Annotated in this window: 19 protein-coding genes; 7 read left to right on the forward strand and 12 right to left on the reverse strand. The window is 68.3% G+C overall.

The window, feature by feature from the left end; translation table 11 throughout:
* Positions 1-6 precede the first annotated feature (6 nt).
* Entirely contained in the window at positions 7-309 is a 303-nt protein-coding gene (locus tag BDW27_RS11275; RefSeq protein WP_017545808.1) for a putative quinol monooxygenase, read from the reverse strand.
* A 59-nt stretch (positions 310-368) separates the two neighbouring features.
* A complete protein-coding gene (locus BDW27_RS11280; protein WP_110049263.1) occupies positions 369-683 on the reverse strand; it encodes a hypothetical protein in 315 nt (104 codons plus the stop codon).
* A gap of 559 nt (positions 684-1242) precedes the next feature.
* Here BDW27_RS11280 and helR point away from each other — a divergent pair.
* Positions 1243-3420: an RNA polymerase recycling motor ATPase HelR gene (gene helR / locus BDW27_RS11285; RefSeq protein WP_110049264.1), complete on the forward strand. Its 2178-nt coding sequence runs from the start codon at positions 1243-1245 to the stop codon at positions 3418-3420.
* A 48-nt stretch (positions 3421-3468) separates the two neighbouring features.
* Here the strand turns inward: helR and BDW27_RS11290 are convergent, their stop codons facing one another.
* Both BDW27_RS11290 and BDW27_RS11295 read right to left on the reverse strand, forming a co-directional pair.
* Positions 3469-3939, reverse strand: coding sequence for a hypothetical protein (locus BDW27_RS11290; RefSeq protein ID WP_233515730.1), 471 nt, complete (start codon positions 3937-3939; stop codon positions 3469-3471).
* Entirely contained in the window at positions 3936-4124 is a 189-nt protein-coding gene (locus BDW27_RS11295) for a hypothetical protein (RefSeq protein ID WP_017545812.1), read from the reverse strand. Before BDW27_RS11295 ends, BDW27_RS11290 begins: the two co-directional genes overlap by 4 nt.
* A gap of 163 nt (positions 4125-4287) precedes the next feature.
* On the opposite strand from BDW27_RS11295, the gene BDW27_RS11300 reads away from it, so the two are divergent.
* Positions 4288-4563, forward strand: a complete 276-nt coding sequence (locus tag BDW27_RS11300; protein WP_026129477.1) for a GntR family transcriptional regulator — start codon at positions 4288-4290, stop codon at positions 4561-4563.
* 139 nt (positions 4564-4702) lie between these two features.
* Here BDW27_RS11300 and BDW27_RS11305 read toward each other — a convergent pair whose 3' ends face one another.
* Positions 4703-5539, reverse strand: a complete 837-nt coding sequence (locus BDW27_RS11305; RefSeq protein ID WP_110049325.1) for an ion transporter — start codon at positions 5537-5539, stop codon at positions 4703-4705.
* Positions 5540-6052: 513 nt separating this feature from the next.
* On the opposite strand from BDW27_RS11305, the gene BDW27_RS11310 reads away from it, so the two are divergent.
* Positions 6053-6604: a thymidine kinase gene (locus tag BDW27_RS11310; RefSeq protein WP_017545815.1), complete on the forward strand. Its 552-nt coding sequence runs from the start codon at positions 6053-6055 to the stop codon at positions 6602-6604.
* A gap of 39 nt (positions 6605-6643) precedes the next feature.
* Here BDW27_RS11310 and BDW27_RS11315 read toward each other — a convergent pair whose 3' ends face one another.
* From BDW27_RS11315 to BDW27_RS11330, 4 genes are read right to left on the reverse strand one after another with little or no spacing between them, the layout of a single operon-like run.
* Positions 6644-7432: a hypothetical protein gene (locus BDW27_RS11315; protein ID WP_146223257.1), complete on the reverse strand. Its 789-nt coding sequence runs from the start codon at positions 7430-7432 to the stop codon at positions 6644-6646.
* Between the two features lie 2 nt (positions 7433-7434).
* Positions 7435-8607, reverse strand: coding sequence for a bifunctional lytic transglycosylase/C40 family peptidase (locus BDW27_RS11320; protein WP_110049267.1), 1173 nt, complete (start codon positions 8605-8607; stop codon positions 7435-7437).
* A 4-nt stretch (positions 8608-8611) separates the two neighbouring features.
* Entirely contained in the window at positions 8612-9286 is a 675-nt protein-coding gene (locus BDW27_RS11325) for a hypothetical protein (protein ID WP_017545818.1), read from the reverse strand.
* A 40-nt stretch (positions 9287-9326) separates the two neighbouring features.
* Positions 9327-11675, reverse strand: coding sequence for a type IV secretion system protein (locus tag BDW27_RS11330; protein ID WP_110049268.1), 2349 nt, complete (start codon positions 11673-11675; stop codon positions 9327-9329).
* 535 nt (positions 11676-12210) lie between these two features.
* Here BDW27_RS11330 and BDW27_RS11335 point away from each other — a divergent pair.
* The 3 genes from BDW27_RS11335 to BDW27_RS11345 all read left to right on the forward strand — a co-directional run bounded on the left by BDW27_RS11335 (position 12211) and on the right by BDW27_RS11345 (position 15671).
* Positions 12211-12735 (forward strand): glycosyltransferase, encoded by a 525-nt coding sequence (locus tag BDW27_RS11335; protein ID WP_110049269.1) that lies wholly within the window; start codon positions 12211-12213, stop codon positions 12733-12735.
* Between the two features lie 113 nt (positions 12736-12848).
* Positions 12849-13640, forward strand: a complete 792-nt coding sequence (locus BDW27_RS11340; RefSeq protein WP_110049270.1) for a MerR family transcriptional regulator — start codon at positions 12849-12851, stop codon at positions 13638-13640.
* 492 nt (positions 13641-14132) lie between these two features.
* Entirely contained in the window at positions 14133-15671 is a 1539-nt protein-coding gene (locus BDW27_RS11345; RefSeq protein WP_110049271.1) for a serine/threonine-protein kinase, read from the forward strand.
* Here the strand turns inward: BDW27_RS11345 and BDW27_RS11350 are convergent.
* From BDW27_RS11350 to BDW27_RS11360, 3 genes are all read right to left on the reverse strand, one after another.
* Positions 15668-16717, reverse strand: coding sequence for a hypothetical protein (locus BDW27_RS11350; protein WP_110049272.1), 1050 nt, complete (start codon positions 16715-16717; stop codon positions 15668-15670). The two genes, BDW27_RS11345 and BDW27_RS11350, sit on opposite strands and share 4 nt — an antisense overlap.
* Positions 16718-16909: 192 nt before the next feature.
* Positions 16910-19372, reverse strand: coding sequence for an ATP-binding protein (locus tag BDW27_RS11355; protein ID WP_017545822.1), 2463 nt, complete (start codon positions 19370-19372; stop codon positions 16910-16912).
* 212 nt (positions 19373-19584) lie between these two features.
* Positions 19585-20241, reverse strand: a complete 657-nt coding sequence (locus BDW27_RS11360) for an HNH endonuclease family protein (protein ID WP_017545823.1) — start codon at positions 20239-20241, stop codon at positions 19585-19587.
* A gap of 528 nt (positions 20242-20769) precedes the next feature.
* Here BDW27_RS11360 and thpD point away from each other — a divergent pair.
* Positions 20770-21675 carry an ectoine hydroxylase gene (gene thpD, locus BDW27_RS11365; protein ID WP_193374253.1) on the forward strand — a complete coding sequence of 302 codons (906 nt, stop codon included), beginning with the start codon at positions 20770-20772 and terminating at the stop codon, positions 21673-21675.
* Positions 21676-21694: the final 19 nt, after the last annotated feature.

Consider the following 21694-nt stretch of genomic DNA (forward strand, 5'->3'; position numbering starts at 1 on the left):
GCCCGGTCAGTCGTGCAGGGGCGAACCGACCACGGTGAAGCGCTCCCCGCCGGTCCGGCCGCTCAGCAGGGGCCGGGCCTCGGCGATCGCGGCCCGGACGCTGGAGAGTTCGAGGGAGGCGCGGTGCGCGCGCTCCGACTCCCAGAGTTCGATGACGAACACCTTGTCGGGGGCGCCGTCGTCGACGCCCACCTCGTACGACAGGCAACCGGCCGCACGCAGCTCGGGGTTGGGTCGGGTCAGGACGGCCACGACCTCGTCCCGCCTGCCCGGGGCGGTCTCCAGGGTGCCGACGTTCGCGAAGGTCATGGACGGCACACTACCGACGTGCCCTCCGCGTTTCCCCGGGCGACACGGGCTCGGCTGGCTCAGAGCCGGTACTCGGACCGCAGCTGCGCGGCGAGCCTCGGGTACTCCTCCAGGATCTGGTCCTGTTCGGCGGCGGTGAACTGGGAGACGGTCTTCTCGACCTCTCCGTGGTAGCGCCAGAGCCGGTCGAACTCGCTCCACTCCAGGGAGCCGCGCTCGGCGCGGTGCCGCAGGCCCTGGTAGATCAGCCGCACGTCGGTGACACAGCTGTCGAGCCGGTCCCGGCGCTGGACTCTGGCGACGTGCTCCCGGTACTTGCGGTCCCGGTCCCGCTGCCTGGGGGTCCGGCCGTCGTTTTCGGGCTCAACGTCCATCGATGTCGCTCTCTCCTAAGCAGGGGGCACGCGGCGCCCCGCTGGCCTTCCGTCCCCGTCGTTCCTATACCGCTTTCGCCTCGGAGAACAGAGAAAACCCAAGATCGAGGCCGACCCAGAACCTTCTCGCCACCAAACAGACACCCAGCGACACAGAGGATGTTCCCACCACAAACGGACACTACGTTCGGCCGCCCCCTCTACGAACCGGTACGGGCTCTGTCCGAGAGCGCTCAGTGAGCCCGTTCTCGGGCTCGGTCCGGGCGGGCGGTCCGGAGCTGGGGCCGCCCGCCAGGGCCCATGACGGGCCGGACCTCGCGCCGTTTCGGGCGCGCTCGGGCGGGCCCGTTGCCCACGGGCGCGCCGGAGCGCGAACTCACCAGGGGGTCGCGTCCTGCCACGCCGTGCGACCGGCGGAGGACGGTTCAGAAGGGCTTCGGGGGTCCAAGGACACTCCCTGCCACCCTTAACTTATAGCTCACCCCGGGGCTTGCCGCAAGACCCCCCTCGCCCCTCAGAATGGTCGACCGTGAGCAGAACCAACGACACGGGGGACGTTGTGAAACAGCAGGCCAGAAGCGTCTTCGAGCTTCCCGAACACCTCTCTCCCAAAGCCGACCCGGCCCTGGTCTCCGACGACGAACGGCACCTGGCGGCCATCCGGGACACCCTCGAACGGTCCGTCAGCGACCTCTCCGCCCGACTGGACGAGCGACGCAGGGCGCCCACGGGCAAGGTGCGCGAGGTCATGGACCGGGACATGGAGGTGCACCGGCTCTCCGCCCGCCTGCGCACGCTGCGGCGGTTCGGGTCGGACCTGTGCCTGGGACGCATGGTCCGTGCGGACGACCTCGAACCCGTGTACGTCGGGCGGCTCGGCCTCACCGACGACGAGGGCGACCGCCTCCTGATCGACTGGCGCTCCCCCGCCGCCGAACCCTTCTTCGCGGCCACCCACGCCAACCCGATGGGCCTGGCCAGCCGCCGCCGGTACCGCTGGAACCTCGGCCGCGTCAGCGACTACTGGGACGAGGTGTTCACGGAGGACGGCTTCGAGGGCCACGCCGCACTCGACGACCAGTCCGCCTTCATCGCCAGCCTGGGCGCCAACCGTTCGGGCCGGATGCGCGACGTGCTCAGCACCATCCAGGCCGACCAGGACGCCATCGTCCGCGCCGGGGCCGGCGGCGCCCTCGTGGTCGACGGCGGCCCGGGGACGGGCAAGACCGTGGTCGCCCTGCACCGCACCGCCCACCTGCTCTACTCGGACTCGCGTCTGGGCCACCGCCGGGGCGGGGTCCTGTTCGTCGGCCCCCACCAGCCGTACCTGGCCTACGTCGCCGACGTCCTGCCCAGTCTCGGCGAGGAGGGCGTCCAGACCTGCACGGTGCGCGACCTCGTGCCCGAGGGCCGCACCACGAGGACCGAGACCGATCCCGAGGCCGCGCGGCTGAAGGAGTCCGTGGACCTGGTGGGCGCGATCGAACCGGCGGTCCGGTTCTACGAACGGCCGCCCAAGGAGGGGATGACGGTCTCGACCCCCTGGTGCGACCTCTGGCTGAGCGCCGCCGACTGGGCCGAGGCGTTCGGGTCGGTGGACCCGGGCGTCGCGCACAACGACGCCCGGGAGCACATCCTCGACGAGCTGGTGGAGATCCTCTCGGACCAGCTGGCCGACCGGCACGACGAGGAGATCAGCCCGCCGATGCTGAAGGGGACGCTGCTGCGGGACGCGGAGCTGCTCGACACCCTGCACCGGGCCTGGCCGCTGCTGGAGCCGACCGACCTCGTCGGGGACCTGTGGTCCGTCCCCGCCTACCTGCGGCTGTGCGCGTCCTGGCTGGAGACTGACCAGGTCAGAAGGCTCCAGCGCGAGGAAGCCCAGGCCTGGACGGTCTCCGACCTCCCCTTCCTCGACGCGGCGCGGCAGCGCCTCGGCGACCCGAGGGCCTCCGAACGCAGGCGCCGCCGAGAGGCCTCCGTCGCCGCCGAGCACGAGCGCAGGTCCTCCGTGATCGAGAACCTGCTGGAGGCCGACGACGACGGCGAGGGGCTGGTGACGATGCTGAACCACCGGGACCTCCAGGACACCCTCATCGACGAGGACGGGCTGCCCGGCACGGACCCCGACCTTCTCGCCGGTCCGTTCGCGCACATCGTGGTGGACGAGGCCCAGGAGCTGACTGACGCGGAGTGGCGGATGCTGCTGCTCCGGTGCCCGTCCAGGAGCTTCACCGTCGTCGGCGACCGGGCCCAGGCCCGGCACGGTTTCACCGACGGCCAGGGCCGCGCGGAGTCGTGGCGCGAACGCCTGGAGCGCGTGGGCTTCGACCGGGTCACCCTCGCGTCCCTGAGCGTCAACTACCGGACGCCGGAGGAGGTCATGGCGGAGGCCGAGCCGGTCATCCGCGCCGTACTGCCGGACGCCAACGTCCCGACCTCCATCCGCAGCGGCGGAGTGCCCGTCCAGTACGGGCGGCGCACGGAACTGGACGCGGTCCTCGACTCCTGGCTCGCCGAGAACGCCGAGGGAACCGCCTGTGTCATCGGCGACCCCGCGTTCCGAGCCACGGCGAGGGTCCGCTCCCTCACCCCGCAACTCGCCAAGGGGCTCGAGTTCGACCTGGTCGTCCTCGTCGACCCGGAACGCTTCGGGGAAGGTGTGGAGGGGGCCGTCGACCGCTACGTCGCGATGACCCGGGCGACCCGGCAGCTGGTCGTCCTGACCGGCCCCTGACCCGGCGCGGGTCGCGGTGTGCCCGGGCGGTTCACCCCGGGACGTGGGCTATTCGCGGTTCCAGGGTTCGGGGAGCGGAGCGCGTTCCGTCAGGGCCCTGTCCAGCCGCTCCCAGGCCCGGGCCGCCGCACGGAGCGCCCGCCACGCGACGACCACTCCCCCTGTCTCCCTCAACTCCTCGCTGACCGCGTCGTAGCACTGGGTCGCGTACTCGTGGGCGATCCCGTGACGTACGCGGGCCTCGATGGGGTGCGAGGACGCCCGCCAGGTACTCGGCAGGAACCCACCGGAGACGACCAGGCGATCCAGTTCGGAGAACAGCAGATCCGCCCGCGCGAGGGTGCGGGTCGCGTGCGCGGGCCGCCCCGGGTTGTCGAGGACCCATTGGATCTCCGCGACCAGATCGTCGGCGCTGGGGCCGGATCCGGAGCGGAGTGACTGCCGAGAGTGGTACTTGGAGGCGGTGCGCTGCGGGAGACGGTGACGGGTACCGGACTCGAACGGGGTGGGGGCGTTCACGCGCAGCACACCCTCACGGCCTCGGGGAGGGTGTCCGCGTACCGACGCACCCTGCGGGAGCGTCGTCGGAGTTCCGCGACCAGTCCCCGGGTGAAGCCGTAGGGGGAGGTGTGGAGGCCGCGCGCCGGGCGTGCGAGCCGCACGGGTACGGCGAGCACGGCCAGGAGGCCCAGTAGGATCTGCATGTCGTCCTGCTTTCTTCAGGTCGGCCATGGCCCCGGGGCGTGTTCCAGCACGTCGCCGGGGTTTCTCGTTCAGGTGCATGTAACCATAACTTGACCATGCCATGCCTGGCCATAGCCTGCCCCAGACAAACTAGCTTGACCACTGCATGCCAGCCTCGGGTACATGGCAGAAGCGAGCATTCCCGCTGGTTACAACGCCGATAGCGAGTTGGACTACGAAGGCCCAGATCCTGTGTGGCTACAGCTGGCCGCCGTACTGATCGCGCGGATCGAACGTGGCGACTATCCACCCAACAGGCAGATCCCGAGCATCACCGGGCTCGTCCAGGAGTTCGGCCTGGCACGAGGGACCGTCCGAAAGACGACCGGCTTTCTTGAGGAACGCGGCTATGTTCGCATCGTCAACGGCAAGGGAGCCTTTGTCCTCCCTCGCGACTGACAGCTTCAGGAGGTGAGGGAGCGAAGGGAGATCGGGATGGACCCCCTCGGGATCTCCCCTGACGCTCCGGCTCTCCACCGCTCAGGGCGAGGGTGCCAACACGAACCGCCGCCCTGACTTCACCGGGAGCGGAGCCGAGTCAGCCCGAGCCGCCACCCGAAGACTCCTGGCCGGACGGTGGATCCCCGCCGTCCCCGACGGAGACCTTCGCGGTGGCGTCGTCCCCGTCCTGAGCGTCGCCACCCTCTGCCCCGAGCCGGTCCTCGAGTCGGCGCACCTGTTCGCTCAGCTCGACCAGGCGGTCCATGACCGCGTTGTGCTGGACCAGTTCGAGTTCCTGGTCCTCCGCCCAACGGCCCTTGCTGAACTCCTGCTCCATCGACGTGACGATCACACCGATCACCAGGTTCAGGATGATGAACGCGGTGAGCACGATGTAGATGACGAAGAAGATCCAGGCGGACGGATGGTGCTCCAGCACCGCGTCCGAGACGTCCGGCCAGTTCTCCGTGGTCATGAGCAGGAACATCGTGTACAGGGTCGTGCCGAGGTTCCCGAAGAACTCCGGGACGGTCTCACCGAACATCTGCTGGGCGAGGATCGCGGACGTGTAGACGACGATGAGCAGCAGCCCGATCACCGTGCCCATGCCAGGGACGGCCTTGAAGAGCGCGCCTATGATCTGGCGCATCTGCGGGACCGCGGTGACCACGCGCAGCACGCGCAGGACCCGGAGGATGCGCAGCACCGCGAAGGGACCGGCCGCCGGAATCAACGAGATCACGACCACCGCGAAGTCGAACCAGTTCCAGCCGTCCCGCCAGAAGCCCCCGCGCCAGGCGTACAACTTGAGGAACATCTCGACCACGAACAGGCCGATCACGAACCACTCGACGCCTTCGAGATACGGAAGGGCAGAACCCCCATAGGTTGCCCAACCCAATATGACGGCATTGACCAGAATCACGGCAAGCATGGCGTTGGAGAACCCACGGCTTTCCACGAACTGGGTGACCTGATCCCGCCGCAACGTCACTTTCCCCCTCACACCGGCACCTTGAATGAGTACCAGGCGCACCCAAATATATCGAAGCCGTTTCGGACGCTTCCAAGCGCGTCCATACTTGGCGCGGATTCCCGAACCACCACAACCAGGGAGCGCCGGAGGTGACCGATCGGGCCCACAAGGGAACCGCGCACCCCAAGACGGTACGCTCCCCCGCCTCCCGCGTCGTCACGAACCCATAACCGCGGACGCGCACCCGCGCGTGCTACTTCCCACAAGCAGAGTCAGCCGGTTTCGGACCGGCCCCAAGCCGGACCGCACAAGCCCCGCAACAGCCCGTGAACCCCACACCGAAACCGCGATCACGGGCAGGAGGAGCCCGGACGGGTGTGAACGGCCCCTGCTCCCCGCTGGTATCTTCGCTGCTGGCCTCGGCGGCAGTCCGGGCCTCCCCCAAGCAGCGCCCGCGACCGAGGAAGAGACATGGCGGAGCTGAAGTACTTCACCGGTTCGATGAACTCGGGCAAGAGCACCATGGCGCTCCAGGAGCACCACTCCCGCGGGGGTGAGGGCGTCCTGTACACGAAACAGGACCGCGCGGGTTCGGGGATCATCTCCTCCCGGCTGGGCCTGACCTCACCGGCCGTCGAGGTCGGCGACTCCCTGGACCTGTACGACGACGTCGCCGAGCGCAAGGCGTCCTACGTCATCTGCGACGAGGCCCAGTTCCTGTCGTTCAAGCAGGTGGGGCAGCTGGCGGGCGTCGTGGACGGCATGGGCATCGATGTGTACTGCTACGGCATCCTGACCGACTTCCAGGGCGCCCTGTTCCCGGGGTCGAAGCGTCTGGTGGAACTCGCGGACAAGATAGAGATCCTGCCGGTCTATGCGCGCTGCTGGTGCGGGAACCGCGCCACGCACAACGCCCGTGTGGTCGACGGAGTCATGATCTACGAGGGCGAGCAGGTCCACATCGGCGGGAACGAGTCGTACACGACCCTGTGCCGCCACCACTTCATGGCAGGCGTGGCCTAGGGCATCCCTCTGGGAAGCCGAGAAATCCTCTTCGGGAATCTACTCCGGAATGAGACTGAAGAACCTGTCATGCAACCGCGACCCAAGGGCATCGGCCTGCCTTTCAAAGTCAAAATCTGGCACCCGACCGCTTTCGATTCCCTCAGGGTCCCCTGAGAAAGTGATCGTGTATACCGCGCTTCGGGTCCGCGCCACAACCAGGTACTGGGAAACTCCGCTGGAGTTCTCGCCAAAGTAGGACTGCGCGGCGTCTGCCCAGTTAGGGGTGGACTGAGACTCAATCTGGGAGAATTCTTCCGGGACAGTTTCGAGAGCTTTTTCAAAGATCCCTGAAGCAAGCTGATCCTTGTTCTCGTTTGGATCATGAACAACAGCTTCGAAGTCAAAATCGAAGTACCAGAGCGCAGTCGTGCCGAACTGTGGCCGTACAGTGAAACTGCACTCACCCGAAACCAAGCGCTGAGAATCCTGCTCGAAACCCGCGTCCTCGGCAGGATCCGAATGAACAATGGAGATCGTCTCTTCTACATGGATATCCCTCATGCTGGGCAGAGCCATGTAGTCACCGCAGACCTCGAGCCCGCCCGGATCCAGTTCAGCTCGAGGATTCCCCCGCTGTTCAACAGCGACCGGGGCCTCAGGAGTGTCTCCTGAAATTCCGGAAGAAACGGAACTGACGAGCAGACTCAGAACTCCGACGACCACACCGAACACACCGAAGGCCGCGAGCGTGCCGCATCCGAAGACCGTGAGCGTCGCCCTCCAGCCGTGTAGGCCCTTCTTCGCTGGCTTCCCGCGCTTCGAATCCGTTTCCTCGGTCTCCACCACGATTACGCCTGCGCCTCCAGCTGAGCCTTCACTTCGGGGTGCTCAAGCGGACGGGTGAACCCCACGATGTCCGCACGATTGGGGTCATCGTACTCGCGCACCGCGATCGGTCCACAGTTGGTGCACCAGGCCTCGACCATCAGGCCGTCCCCGATCACCATTGCCATGTGGCCGGGCCCAGGCGGTTCTCCGGCTCGGGTCACGTCAAAGAAGACCAGGTCACCGGGTTGTTCCTCACCCGGGGGAATCTTCGGTCCGAAGTTCCACTGGTCCTGGGAAACACGTGGAACCGTCACACCGATGCTCTCGTAGGCCTTCATCGTCAGACCGGAACAGTCGTATCCGTCCGGCCCGGTCCCTCCCCAGATGTATGGCTTTCCACGCTGGTCAAGCGCCCAGTCCACAACCGCCTGGGTCAGGTCGTCGGGTGCCCGTCCGATCGGCACTCCGTCCTCGTCCAGCTCACAGAGAACCGCGGTCCGAATGGAGTCCGAGGTGTTGAAGTCGCCGTCGGCATACCGTTCCGCCCACTCCATCACATCATCCACGTACCACCAGGCATGGTTGTAACCGAAGATCGCCTGGCGAACGTCGTCCTCCAGGCCGTGCGCCAGGAGGTAGTCGGCGGCTGCGGGAATGGCGTCGGCGGGGTCGTAGACATTGACGACCCCGTCGTCGTTGCCGTCCACTCCGTAGCCCACCTCCGGCCGCTCCTCGACCGGCTGGATCGGCTCGCCGCCCCAACTGTTCCCCGCCGCGGAACCGTCCAGCGACCCGAACTGCATGGGCCCGGAGGCTCCCCAGTCGTTGTGGCCCTCGGTGATCCCCGGCCCCTCCCAACGTCCGTGATGGGACTCCACCTGCCCGATGCCCGCGAGGATGTTCCACGGAACCCCCCGGTCCTCCCCCGCCTCCTGGTACAGCTCCAGGTAGTTCTCCGGGATGGTGTCCATGGCGTAGGCACTGCTGTCGGGCTGGTCTGCGTCGGCGTTGGGTGCGCAGACCACTCCCGAAGCCAACCAGGAGGCCACCTGGGTGTTGTTGGTGAGGGCTGGAATCACCATGAGCGTCAGGAACACCAGACCTGCCACACCGATGGCGGCCAGTACGGCGACCCTGGTCAGGCAGGAACCCGTCCGTCCGTTGGGGGCGGCGGTGCGAAAAGCGGAGATCAAGCGGTCACTCCTCCCCGAACTGTCCGGCGTCGGCTGGCTGGAAGTCGAAGACCGCCCAGGTTCCGCCGTCGCGAACCACGGTGACGGCGAAGTCGCCGAGGTCCTCGTCGAACTCGGAGTCACCGGTCTCGGTGATGGACTGCGTGGTGACCACGAAGGTGACCGAGTCAGTGCCGAAGGTGCGGATCTCCTGAACCTCCGCGCGTCCCTCCGCGACCGCCTCGGCCTCGCTCATCTCAGCCCAGAAGGCGCCCACCCGGTTCGCGTCGGAGAGCACCTCCGCGTACTCGTCGGTCGCCAGCGCCTCCATGGACGCGTAGTAGGTCTCGGGGTCCTGTGAGTAGTCGATGGTTCCGTAGGCCTCGGCGAAGGCCTGCGCGGTCGCCCCCGCCGCCTGGAGCTCCTCTTCGGCGAACGGAAGCCAGGCAAGGACCTCCAGGTCCTCTGCTGCGGTGGTCGGAATCGGACTGGGCGGGACGGTGGCCAGGCCTCCCGAATTGGAGGAGGGTGGCTCGGCCTCCCCCTGGGCGGTCCCGGGTTCACGCGGTGGACCAGCGGGGTCCTCCGTCTGGTCGCCTCCGAACCCGCCGAGGCTGAAGTAGATCCCGAACCCGGCCAGAGTGGCGATCAGGCCGATGACGACCAGTCGCTGGGTGCGTTCGGGGAGAGGGTTGGGCATGGTGGTCGGTTGCCTTGTCGTCTGCTCAGTGACCGGGTCACTAGTCGTCGTTCAGCCAGAAGGGGACGTCTCGCTTACGGTCCCGTGTGCTGGAGGAGCCGCCCTCCCCCCAGAAGGGGGTGATGGGAGCGTTGTCCTTGCTCTTGCCGGACCCGGTCAGCCAGCCGCCCTCACCGCCGTCGCGCCTTCCGCGATCAGCGGGGGCCGGTCGTGCGGGGCGCTGCGGAGCGGGCCGCTCACGCTTCTCCTTCGGACCGCCCCAGCGCGAACCCCGGCCGAGGTTTCCGTGTGCCGGGGTGTCCTCGCGGCCGTTGAAGATGCCGCGCCCCGTGCTGGGCTCGGCGCGATCAGCGCTCGCCGCTCGGGAGTTGCTCGTTCCGCCACCGAACACGCCGCCACCGGAGCGTGTGCCGGAGCCGGCGCCGTCGTTGCGGTTCGGGCCGTTACCTCCACCGCCGGTACCGAAGACGCCCGCCCATCCACTGTCGCCAGTGCCGGTGTAGCCGCCAGCAGGCCGGGGCGGAATGGGTCCGCTGCTGGCTGCACCACCGCCGGTACCCGTGCCGCCGTTCCCAGAAAGACTCGGCGCCTGGTCGCCGTTCCGAGCACCGGTGGTGGGGCGCTGCGAACCGGGCCCACCGCTCCGACTGACGTTGAGCGGCGGAGCGTTGTCGTTTCCTCGGACCCGTCCGTAGCCCGCAGTCCCTCGGACACGGGCGCCCTCGGCACGGGTGCTGCCACCGCTCTCCGGAACCTCTTCCGCGGTTTCGGTGGCGCCTGCGGAAGCGCCTCCGCCAGCGGGAACCCCTGCGGCCGCACCGGCGATCATGGCCCCGCGACGGCGACCCCAGTTCTGCGTCTTGAGGTAGGCGACCGGAGGAAGAACCATCGCGCTCTTGTCCAGTGCCTGGCTACGAGCCGCGTCGGTCACGATGCGCGAGGTGAACGTGTTCGCGTTGACCGAGGCGAAGAGGTAGGCGAACGTCTTGCGGTAGATGAAGATTGCCACAGTGAACAGGGCAAGCAGAATCATCTGCAACCCCCACCCAAGACTGGTGGACATCACGATTCCATAGCTCATGACAAGTAGAGCCATCAAAAGGACGATGAAAATCTGTTTAAGCAGGAACCCGACCATCAGCTCGACCCAACGCAGCAAAACCATCCGCCCGTAACCAGGGTGGATACCGATCAGCAGGAACACCGGGGCGAGCATGAAAAGCAGAATAAAAGCGATCTTCAGAACGATGAGCGCCACTGCGGCGGCAAGGATCAAACCCCCCGCAAAAATAGATGCAAAGAGAGCCAGGGTCGCCACACCCAAGCGACTACCCTGATCATCCCCCGCAAAGAGCGGATACACGCTTGGGTACGTGGATTCAACGTCTGCCGCAATCGCCTCATAGGACTCTTGCTTCTCAGCGGCGAGCGCACTGGGGTCGAGTTCCCCATCAGAGATCTGCTGTTGCTCGATTCGGCTGATACCTTGGGCCGAAATCAGATCCATCGAATGGTCGATCGAGGCGTCTTCAGCCAGACTCGAACTACCAAACTGCCCAGCCACCCAAGGCTGGCAAACCAGGCTCGACCAAAGCATGTCGGCGTTCCGGCGAACCTGGAAATCAGCCTCGGATTCCCAACTGGCACGCTCGGGGGGTTCAGCGCCAGCAGGACACGCCCCCGATCCCCCGCCGTAGGGAACCTGCCCAACAGCACTGGTGACCAGCTGGGTACCGGAATTGACGAGGGCACTGCCCATGCCCATTACTTGAGCAGGGTTCACAAGAATCCACATACCGATCGCCGTGGCGGCAATCATCCAAACCGAAGACTCGAGCGTTAGAGTCATCCTCTTACGGATGAGTCCATACCAGCCCAGCCAGATCGCTCCCAAGATGACCATCGTCGGGATAAGAGGCCGCCAAATACCCTCTCGCAGCGCGACAATCACGCTTTCGACTGCTTCAGTGAAGCTGGCCAGGAGGCCGTCTGAAGTCGCGGCCTGATAGACAGTGATGGTCGACTGGTTGATGGTCTTCGACAGGTCCCAGGCGGAATTCGCGATGGTGGCCTGAGCGCCCAGCCCCATCTTGTCCACACAGGACTCTGTGATCATGTGCCACTGTTGTCCGGCAGTTCCGTACTGGCCGTACATGCTGGCATCGGGTGGCATCGAGTCAGGCGCACCCTCGATCGCCGACTGGGACTGCGGCGGCACCAGGAGCCCGTCCGAACCACTGCCCGCGGACTCCGGGAGCGGTGCCGGGTTGCCGGGACACATCGGGTTCGCCTGCGCGGAGCTCAGCGGGATGAGGATGAGTCCACACAACATCAGGAACGTCATCAGGATGCGTCGCCAACCCCGCCGGTGGACGTGCTGATGAGTCATCTGCTGAGCTCCTGCGTCGTGGTTCGTGCGGGGAAATCGTTGGCAGACACCAGGGCCTCCCGACCGCACGCCCGCCGCGACACCACCTGGCGCGCGACCGCACACGGACACAAGGCCCCCGCATGTCTTTACCCCATCCTCTATGGTGCGTCATCACGGGGTTGGGAGATGGCTGCAACGCGACCGGTTTTTCGGTCGTCGTCCCCGAACGGGCCGGAGACTCATGGCCAAATGCGGGTGTTCCCCTCATTTGTGCAGGTAGCGGGCTTCTCGGGGCGGCCGTAACACCCAAAATCCTCAAGGCCACAATTTCCTCACCAGATGTGGACTATGAGGGGCGTCACAGAACCTTTCGCAGCCAAAAGTGGACATACGACAACCAAGCGGACTGAGACCCGGTACCAGCCCGGTCTTACGCGGAACCCGCAGTCCCTATTGGAGGAGGACCGAAACGGAGCGCGGTCCACGAGCCCTTCCTGCCCCCGAGCCCCAGCGGCTTGACCCTCACGCGGCGTGAGGCTCCACGATCAGCCTCATGAGCGAAACCTTCCACGCGTTCAGCGTCAGCCCCGTACCCCAGCCCGGCCCCGACACGGCACCCCCGGAACTGTTCCGGGGCATCTACGGGATGCCGATGTTCGTGACCGTGCCCACGCACGACCTCGAGGCCTCCAAGGAGTTCTGGATCAGCGGCCTCGGGTTCTTCGACCTCTTCTCCGTCCCCGGCCAGATCGTCCACCTGCGGCGCTGGGCGTTCCAGGACGTCCTGCTCGTACCGGGTGAGCGCCCCGAGCAGACTCCCTCGACGAGCGTGAGCTTCTCCTGCGTGCTGAACCAGATCGACGACATCGTGGCGGCCTGCGAGGAGCGGCTGCCCGGGTCCACCACCGGTCCTCGGCGGATGCCGTGGAACTCGGTGGAGGTCGAGGTCCGCACCCCTGAGAACGCCCGGGTGATCATGACCGCGGCCCGCCCGTACGACCCCCAGGACCCGGAGACCGCCCGGTACCTGCGGGAGAACGGGATCGAGGGCCCCGAGGTCCGGAGCCGCGAGAACTAGGACCAAGGACCGAGAGCCGGGTTCCGGGTTCCTGGTTCCCAGCCTTCCGGAACCAGGAACCCGGCCCGACGGGTCCTCAGGGGCCTGCTTCGGTCTGTGGATAGCGTGGATCAATGAACTACGGCGCGAGGACGGTCGGCGCGGTGGCCGCGTTCGTCGGGGTCACCGTCAGGACCCTGCACCACTGGGACGAGATCGGTCTGGCCGGTCCGAGCGAGCGTTCCGCCGCCGGTTACCGGCTCTACACCGCCTCGGACGTCGCCCGCATCCAGAGGGTGCTGGTCTACCGCGAGCTCGGCGTCTCGCTTGAGGAGACCGCGAAGCTCCTGGAGGCGGACGCCGACGAGGCCGCCGACTCCCTGATCAACCAACGCGACCAGCTGCGCGCACGCATCCGCAGGCTGGAGCGCATGGCCGACGCCCTGGACCGCCTCGCCGAGGCCAGACGGGAGGGCGTCCTGCTTCCGCCAGAGGAGCAGGTCGAGATCTTCGGTGACACCTGGCGGCCCTCCTGGGCCGCGCAGGCCCGCGAGCAGTGGGGTGACACCGCCCAGTGGGCGGAGTTCGCCGAGCGCGCGGCCGACCGCACGGCCGAGGACTGGCGACGGATCGCGGCGGGGGTCGAGGCCCTGCACGCGGACCTGGCCCAGGCGGTGCGGGAGGGTGTCGAGCCGGGGAGCCGAAGGGCCGACGCCCTGGCCGAACGGCACCGGGAGGCCATGAGTGAGTACTTCGACTGCACCCACTCCATGCACGTGATCCTCGGCCGCACGAACGTGGACGACCCCGGGTTCCGGTCCAACTACGAGGCCATCGAACCCGGCCTGTCCGTGTGGCTGCGCGACGCCATCGACGCCAACGCCCGCACGCACGGCGTCGACCCTGAGACGGCCACCTGGGAGTGACGTGGCGGGGCCACGGGAACAGCCACCTCACACCGACGAACCCTCCTCCACCAGACCCGTCTGGCACCCACCGGGCCACACCGGGTCCCACCAGTCCCACCAGGCCCAACCAGGTCCGATCAGGTCCGACCAAGCCCCCCCCCGGGCTCCCGGAACTTCTCCCGGAATCGGAGCGAGGTCCTCTGTGGAGATCCCCGGAAACCGACCCGCGCGGGAAAGCGCCCGGACGGTTTGTGACTCTCGGCACTAAAGGCGTTCCTCTCCGTCCCCGCCTGCGGACTCGGTGCCGTTTCTCCGAGGGTCGCAGTGGGCTTTGACCGCTATCGGTCACCTTCTCCGGCTCTGGTACGAGGGGTTGTGGGCAGGCTTACTCTTGGAGTTCGCCGGACCATCCTCATCGATCGGCCCCCCGCAGGTCCGGTTCGTACCCACGGCGTCCCCTTTCCGCACGGCGGAACGGTTCCCCCACACCGCCAGAAGGGAAGCACCCCCATGCCGACCCCCGGGCGTACCTCCATCGGCCGCTACGAGTTGCGCGAGAGGTTGGGCGCGGGCGGCATGGGCACGGTCTGGCACGCCTGGGACCCCGCCCTGCAAAGGGACGTGGCGGTCAAGGAGGTCCTCCTCCCCCAGGGGATGTCCGCCGAGGACAGGGCCGAGGCGCACGCCCGCACGCTCCGGGAGGCCCAGGCGACCGCGCGCATCAGCCACACGGCGGTGGTGACCATCCACGACGTGCTGGAGCACGACGCCAGCCCGTGGATCGTGATGGAGCTGCTGAGCGGGACCTCGTTGCAGCACCACATCGACGCCGGCGGGCCGATGCCGGTCGAGCGGGTCGAACAGGCCGCCCGCTCACTTCTGGGCGGGTTGGCGGCGGCGCACGCGGCGGGGGTCACCCACCGGGACGTCAAGCCCGCCAACATCATGTTCACCGCGGACGACCGGACGGTCCTCACGGACTTCGGGATCGCGAACGTGGACGGCGGCACGGCACTCACCCAGACCGGTGTGTTCATCGGCTCTCCCGAGTACATGGCCCCGGAACGGTTCGAGGGCGAACGGGCCCTGCCGGCCTCGGACCTGTGGAGCCTCGGGGTGACCCTGTACTGCCTCATGGAAGGGCGTTCACCGTTCAGGCGGGACAGCATCACGGGGATGATCAGCGCGGTGATGACCGCCCCGGTGCCGAGGCCGTCGAGGAACGAGGCCGCGAACTCCCCGAGGAGCCTGGCCCTGCTCGCCCTCATAGCGGCTCTGCTCACCCGGGACGCCGCGGCACGGCCGAGCCCGCGGGAGGCCCTGGAACTGTTGGAGCGGGAGCGTCACGCGACGCAGGGGCTCGTGGAGACGCACCGGGGTCCGTCGCCGGGCCCGGAGGCCTCGGGGGCACGGCCCTCGTTCCGTCCCACCGGTGGTACCCAGGCCGCGTACCCGCGGAGCGGGACGGCCGGTGGGGGCCGTCCCACCCCGAACCCGGTACGACCGGCGAACGGTGCCTCCTCCGGACCTCGGCCGCACCCTGTCGGGCCCCCGATGGTGGGGTATCCGGGATCGACGGCCGCCGCGCCCGCGCAGGACGCGAGCGCCCGGTTCGTACCGGGCACCGGGCACACCGGCGCCCGCCCTGCCGGGGGGAACAGCCGGGAGAAGCCCACCGCCGTCCTCACCGTCATGGCCATGCTGGCGCTCAACGCCCTGGTGTTGTTCGTGCTCACGGCGGTGAACCTGGGGCGGGTGGGGGACGATGACGCCGCCACGGGCTGGGGCACCGTGGTGTACCTCGCGGTGTGGGGCGTGCTGTCGGCCTTCGCCGCCTTCGGTCTCCTCACGAGGTCACGCCTGGTGTTCGGTCTGGTGGTGGTCGTGCAGGGGATCGGCGCGGTGACGCTGGCGATGAGCATGTTCACGGTGTTCATCTACACGCCCGAACTGATGGTCATCTACGCGTTGATGCTGATCTACACCCTGACGATCGGTGGGCTGCTGCTCGTCCCGGCCAGGTCGCGGGCCTACTTCGGCCTCGGCTAGTGCTCGGGGAGTTCAGCGAGGCCGGTGGTGGCGGCGTGGACCCTGGCGACGCTGTCGTCGCGCACCCGGCGCGCCACCTCGGCGGTGTCGGCGAGGTCGGCCACCTCCGGCGACGGGAGGGACATCAGGGAGGCCTCGGCCCGCAGATCCGCGTAGTCGTCCGTGGCGGCCAGGGCCTCCTGGCACTGTTCCCACTCCCGGTGGGCCAGGACCGACTCGTCCACCAGGCGCCCGTACTCGACGATCTGGTCGACCCTGGCGCGGATGTGCCCCTCCACCGCGGTGAGGTGTTCCCGCTGGGGGCGCAGGACCTCCCGCACCCGGGGTGAGGACGCCTGCTGCCAGCGCCGGACGTAGCCCCGCCGCAGTTCGCGCTGGCGAGCCAGCAGGGACGCGATCCGCCACTCCTGTTCCCGCAGGACCGAGAGGCCCCGCGCGGTGTCCAGGGTGTCGGAGGAGCCCAGTTCCACGCGGGCGTCGGTGACCCTGTCTATGGTCTGCTGGACCGCCACGAGGAGGCCGTGGTCGGCCGCGCTGATGTCGTCCGGTAACAGGACGCGGTCCCGGTGGTGCTCCTCGGGGGTTTCCGGTACCTGGGCCGTGAGCGTGTCGGCGGTGACCAGGCCCACCAGGAGACCGAACAGCAGCCACGGGACGCCGCCCGGCGGGTCCTGCGGGAGCAGGTCGAACAACCACAGGGGCGCGGCCGCGAAGGCGCCCGCGCCGATCGCGCCGCCGACGGCCCGCACCAGCGGGTCGGCCTCCTTGCGCACGGCCAGCGCGCCCACGTAGGCGATCAGGCCGATGCTGACGATCACCATGCCGAGGTACCACCCGGCGGTGAGCAGGGCCAGGACGAGGGTGAAGCCGACCCCCAGCAGTTGCACCCCGCCCTCACGCAGGCGCAGGGCCCGGCTGGCGGCCTGCCCGTCGTCGCGCGCGTGTCTCGACTCCGGGGCGACGGCCTCCCGGAGGAGGTCCTCACGAAGTTCCTCGGGCAGGGTGGTGTCGACGACGGGGCGCGGCCGGATGACGTCCTCACTCATGGGCGGTCCCTCGTGAGTGTCGGTCGGGGGGTGCGGGGAGGCGGGGTTCAGCGGGCCGGGATCGGAGGGCCGGGGGTAATCTCCTTGATCCCCATCCTCGTCATGCCCGAACCCGACTTCCCCGCACCCTTTGTCATCCGATGTCCGCCCGTGGCCGCGGACGCCGCCGCTGACCTGCTCCGGAACCGCGCGTTACTGCTCGCGGCCGTTAGCGGACACCAGCGGGTCCCCGGCGGGCCGCTCGCGGGTGGGGTTGGTGTCCAGCCAGCGCAGCAGCCCCTCGGAGACCAGGTCGACGCCGATCCGCCCGGAGCGGCCGTCGAGGTCGCGGAAGAGGCACTCACCGTTGCCGAGGTTGCGCAGCACCGCCATGTGGTCCTCGTTGACGTCCACCCCGAGCAGCGCCATGACGTCGGCGACCTCGTGCGCCTCGCTGGAACGGAAGGCGAACACCGAGGACAGACAGTTGGTGACCTGCTCGTTGAGCATGTCGCCCGCGTTCTGGGACACGAGGATGAGCGCGGTGTTGCGGGAGCGGCCCATCCTGGAGACCTCGGGGACGAGCTTGGCCCCCTCGGGGGTGGAGGTGACCGCCCACGCCTCGTCGAGGAAGATCGCCTTGGGCAGGCGCCGGTCCAGGCCGTTCATCAGGCGCCGGGCGAACTGGGACACCAGGTAGAGGAGCGCGACGGACAGGCGCTGTTCGTAGGAGTAGTCGTCGCGGTTGACCCCGGAGTCGGGCAGGGTGAGACCGCCCAGGGTGAACACGGTGGTCCACCCCTCGGTGTCGATGCGCGCCTCCCCCTGGGGGTCGAAGCACAGCGACGCCAGCCGCATCTCCGCCATGGAGCCCAGGACGGCGCCCAGGTTGCGCGAGGCGGCGTCCTCGGCGGAGACGAGGTGGTCGACCACCTTGGCCAGGGACGGCTGAGGCTGGTTGGCGACGGTGGCGACCGCCTGGATCATGGCCGACTCGCGCTCCTCGCTCATGCGGGGCAGCAGGAGCCGCAGCGTCTCGGTGGCCATGGTCTTCTTCGCGGCGAGGTCGTCCCCGAAGGCGAAGGGGTCGAGCAGGCCGGGCTGGGCCGATCCGAGCGACATGACGCGGGCCTTGCGACCCCGGTGCTTGAGCAGCTCCACGAGGGACTCGGCGTCGCCCTTGGGGTCGATGGCGGCCACGGTGACCCCGCGCAGGGCCAGCTGGTAGATCATCAGCAGCGCGAGGGTGGTCTTGCCGCCGCCGGGCTCACCGGTGATGGCGATGGCGGTGGGGCGGTTGCGGGCCGCGGCGACCATGGGGTCGAAGTGCACGATGGACCGGGCCCGGCCGATGGTCTCCCCCACGTACGGGCCGACCCAGCCGCCGCCGTGGTGGTCCGTGCGGTCGCCGACGTCCACGGTCGCGGTGGGCATGCCGCCCGCGATGGTGCGCAGCGGCTGGCGCTGGGCGTAGGCGTTGAGGCGGATGCGGTCGCCGGGCAGCGACTCGTTGAAGAGGGAGAACTGGTCGCCGGTGGAGTTGATGACGTCGATGCCGATGTCGCGGTAGTGCTCCACCACGGCCTCGACGTGCTGGCCCAGGAGGCGTTCGGTGGGCGCGGACACCATGAGCCGGTGCCACCCGTAGACGAACGGCAGGCGCTCCTTGGTGATGCCGTGCTCCAGCATGCGGGCGGCGTCGATCTGCTCGGCCAGCGCGATGGGCGCCTCCACCCCGGCCTCGCGGATGTGGGCGTCCATGTCGCGGGCGTGCGCGAGCTTGCGGCCGACGTCCTTGGAGGCCTTCGCGGGCGGGATGAGCTTCATCCGCAGGGAGATCTCCACGGGGAACGGCAGCGCGTCCGCGTGGTGCAGCCAGGGTTCGCCGTCGGGGAAGGGCATGAGGTCCGGGAAGCGCGCGAACGACAGGAACGCCACGTGGGTGGAGCCCGCGGGCTGTTCGAGGCGGAGCGTGGAGCGGCCGTTGTGGATGACCCCGTCCACGAGCTGCTCGATCTCGCCCCGGCCCCAGGTGCGGCGGCCCGTGGCCGAGGGGTGGATCTCCTCGGCGGTGCCGCTCACGGCGTGCCGGATGAGCCAGGCGATCTCGTCGGAGGTGGCGTGCCGGGCGTGCAGGGAGCTGGCGGCCAGGGCGCGGCCGAGGCGCTCGGACTGGTCGGTCCAGCGCGCGATCTCCTTGTCGTCGATCGCGTCGTCGTTGATCCCCAGGACCTGCTCGGTGCGCTGGTAGGCGCCGAAGAGCTGGGAGAACAGCCCCAGGCCCGCGCCGGCGTTGCGCAGCCCCAGGCGCACGCCGAGGTAGACCTCCTTGGTCCAGAAGTCCTTGGCCCACACGTGCCGGTACATCTCTTCGAGGTAGTCGTACCAGCCGGGCCCGGCGTCGGCGGTCTCGTCCAGTCTGGTGGCCCACTGGGCGGCCGGGTAGGTGCGGTGGGCGACGCGCAGGTGCACCTCGGCGTCGTTCATGCGGATGGCGGCGAGGGCGATGGTGATGTTGGTGGCCAGCGCCTGGCGCTCCTCGGGAGTCGTGAACTCGTAGGACACCGTGGGGAGCCGGAAGTAGGCCCAGGCCTCGTTGTCGCTGAAGAGCACTCGGTCGTCGAAGTAGCGAACCGCGAGACGGGTCGCGCCCCGGGTGCCCCTGGTACCGGTCATCTGCTAGCCCTTCCTCGTGACGGCGCTGACGAGTTCCGCCCTTAGCCATCACCCATAGTGCTGCATGAGGCCGGGGGGTGAGAAGCGGAGGCGTCGGTGTGCCAGAAACCGGAGGCGCTGCGCGGGCGGGAGCGCGGACGCGGCCCGGCCCCTCACGGGTGCCGGGCCGCGTCACTCTCCGTCGTGTCCGCGGAGGTCAGCCGACGTCGCCGTTAGCAGGCGGTGTCGAGGGTGCTCTGGAGGGTGGACTCCTCGGTCGAGGTGATCGTGAGGTCGTAGACGTGCTTCACGTTGATCCAGGACTTCACGTAGTCGCAGTGGACGGCCGTGTTGGTGGGCATCCACTCCGAGGGGTCCTTGTCGCCCTTGGCGCTGTTGCTGGAGGGGGTGGCCAGCCACAGCTGGGAGCTGGTGACGTCGTTGGCGAAGTCGGTGCGCTGGCTCGTGGACCAGTCGGCGGCGCCGGTCTTCCAGGCCTCGCTGAGCGGGACCAGGTGGTCGACGCTGATGTCGCCGGGGACGTCGTTCACCCACTCGTCGTCGAAGGCGCTCCACCAGCTGCCCGCGGTGGGCTGGCAGTTGGAGTCGGTGACGACGTCCTGTCCGTCGCGCTTGAGCACGACCTGGCGGGCGGTGCAGGGGCTGTCGACCACGTTCCAGTGCGGGAAGAGGCTTCGGTCGTAGCCGGACTGCGGGCCCTTGGGGGCGACGGTGAGCGAGTTGAGCTGGGTCTGGGCCGCGGAGTCGCTGGGGATGTTCGGGGGCAGGGTGTCGGCGGCGGCGGGTGCGGCCCAGACCAGGACCATGGCCACGGCGGCGGCCGAGACGGTCGCGGCGGTGCGTGCGAGCACACGGGGGAAGGGGGGCACTGTGTTTCTCCTCTTGAGCGGGTCGAGGAAATCCGGACCCCACTACTGTGGAGTAACGAAAGCCCGCACGCCAGCCCCCTCGCGAGAATTCCGGGTGAATCGGAGGTCACTTGGGAATAACGACCGGAGCGCGGCCGTGTTACGTTGCACCGAGCCCTGCGTCAAATGATCGTGAAATAGATCACACGATCTCGGCTCGCCCGACACACAAAGGGTTGGGCGATTCATCACGCAAGGCGATGAGCTGCAATGATGTCGCTCCGTGAGGGAAACTCGGCGACGCGCGGCCCAGGCGGGGGATGGCGCAGGTGAACACCCAAGTAGGAACGAACCGGCGATTCGGAGCCCGAAAGCGAAATCCTCGGCTTCCCGTTTTTCGCCCATATAGTAGACGAGTAATACCCAGATAATGAACGTGTAAACACGACGAGAAGGAGTCCACCCCCTTCGTGAAATCCGGGTTTGTTAGGTTCACATGTCGTACGAGGAACCCAAGCCGAGAGGAGCACCCCCGCCGAGGGGAGCGCCATGACTCTGCAAATGGAACTTCCGACAGCGGACGACTACCCCACCCGTAAGGCACCCGAGCCCGCGCTGCTCTACCGCCGGGACCCCGTCGTCTGGCCCGGTGCGGCCGACGGCCCCTTCACGACCGAACAACTCGACGGCTACGACCGCCGCGGCTACACGCAGGTCGAGTCGATCGTCAACCCGGTGGAGATCGAGGCCTACCGCGCCGAACTGCGACGCCTCAGCGCCGACCCCGCCCTGAGGGACGACGAGCGCGTCGTCGTCGAACCGACCTCCGACCAAGTGCGCTCGGTGTTCGAGGTGCACAAGGTGAGCCGGGTCTTCCACGACCTCGTGAACGACCCCCGTCTCGTCGACCGCGCCCGACAGATTCTCGGCTCGGACGTGTACGTGCACCAGAGTCGCGTCAACTACAAGCCCGGCTTCGGCGGCGGCTCGTTCTACTGGCACTCCGACTTCGAGACGTGGCACGCGGAGGACGGCATGCCCCGGATGCGCGCGGTCAGCTTCTCCGTGGCGCTCACCGACAACTACACGCACAACGGCGCCCTGATGATCATGCCCGGGTCCCACCGGACCTTCGTCTCCTGCGTGGGCCGGACCCCGGACGACCACCACCGCTCCTCGCTCAGGAGCCAGCACGTGGGCACACCCGACCAGGCGTCACTCAACCTGCTGGCCGACCGGCACGGCATCGACGTGCTCACCGGCTCGGCGGGCGACGTCACCGTGTTCGACTCCAACTGCATGCACGGGTCGGGCGGCAACATCACGCCCTACCCGCGCTCCAACGTGTTCGTCGTGTTCAACAGCGTGGACAACGCGTGCACGAAGCCGTTCAGCGCCAGCCGGGCCCGCCCGGAGTTCCTCGCCGCCAGGGAGACCACCCCCGCCGGACGCTGACCCCGGGGCGACACCGTGG

It is taken from the genome of Nocardiopsis sp. L17-MgMaSL7 (assembly GCF_003182025.1).
Taxonomy (GTDB): domain Bacteria; phylum Actinomycetota; class Actinomycetes; order Streptosporangiales; family Streptosporangiaceae; genus Nocardiopsis; species Nocardiopsis prasina.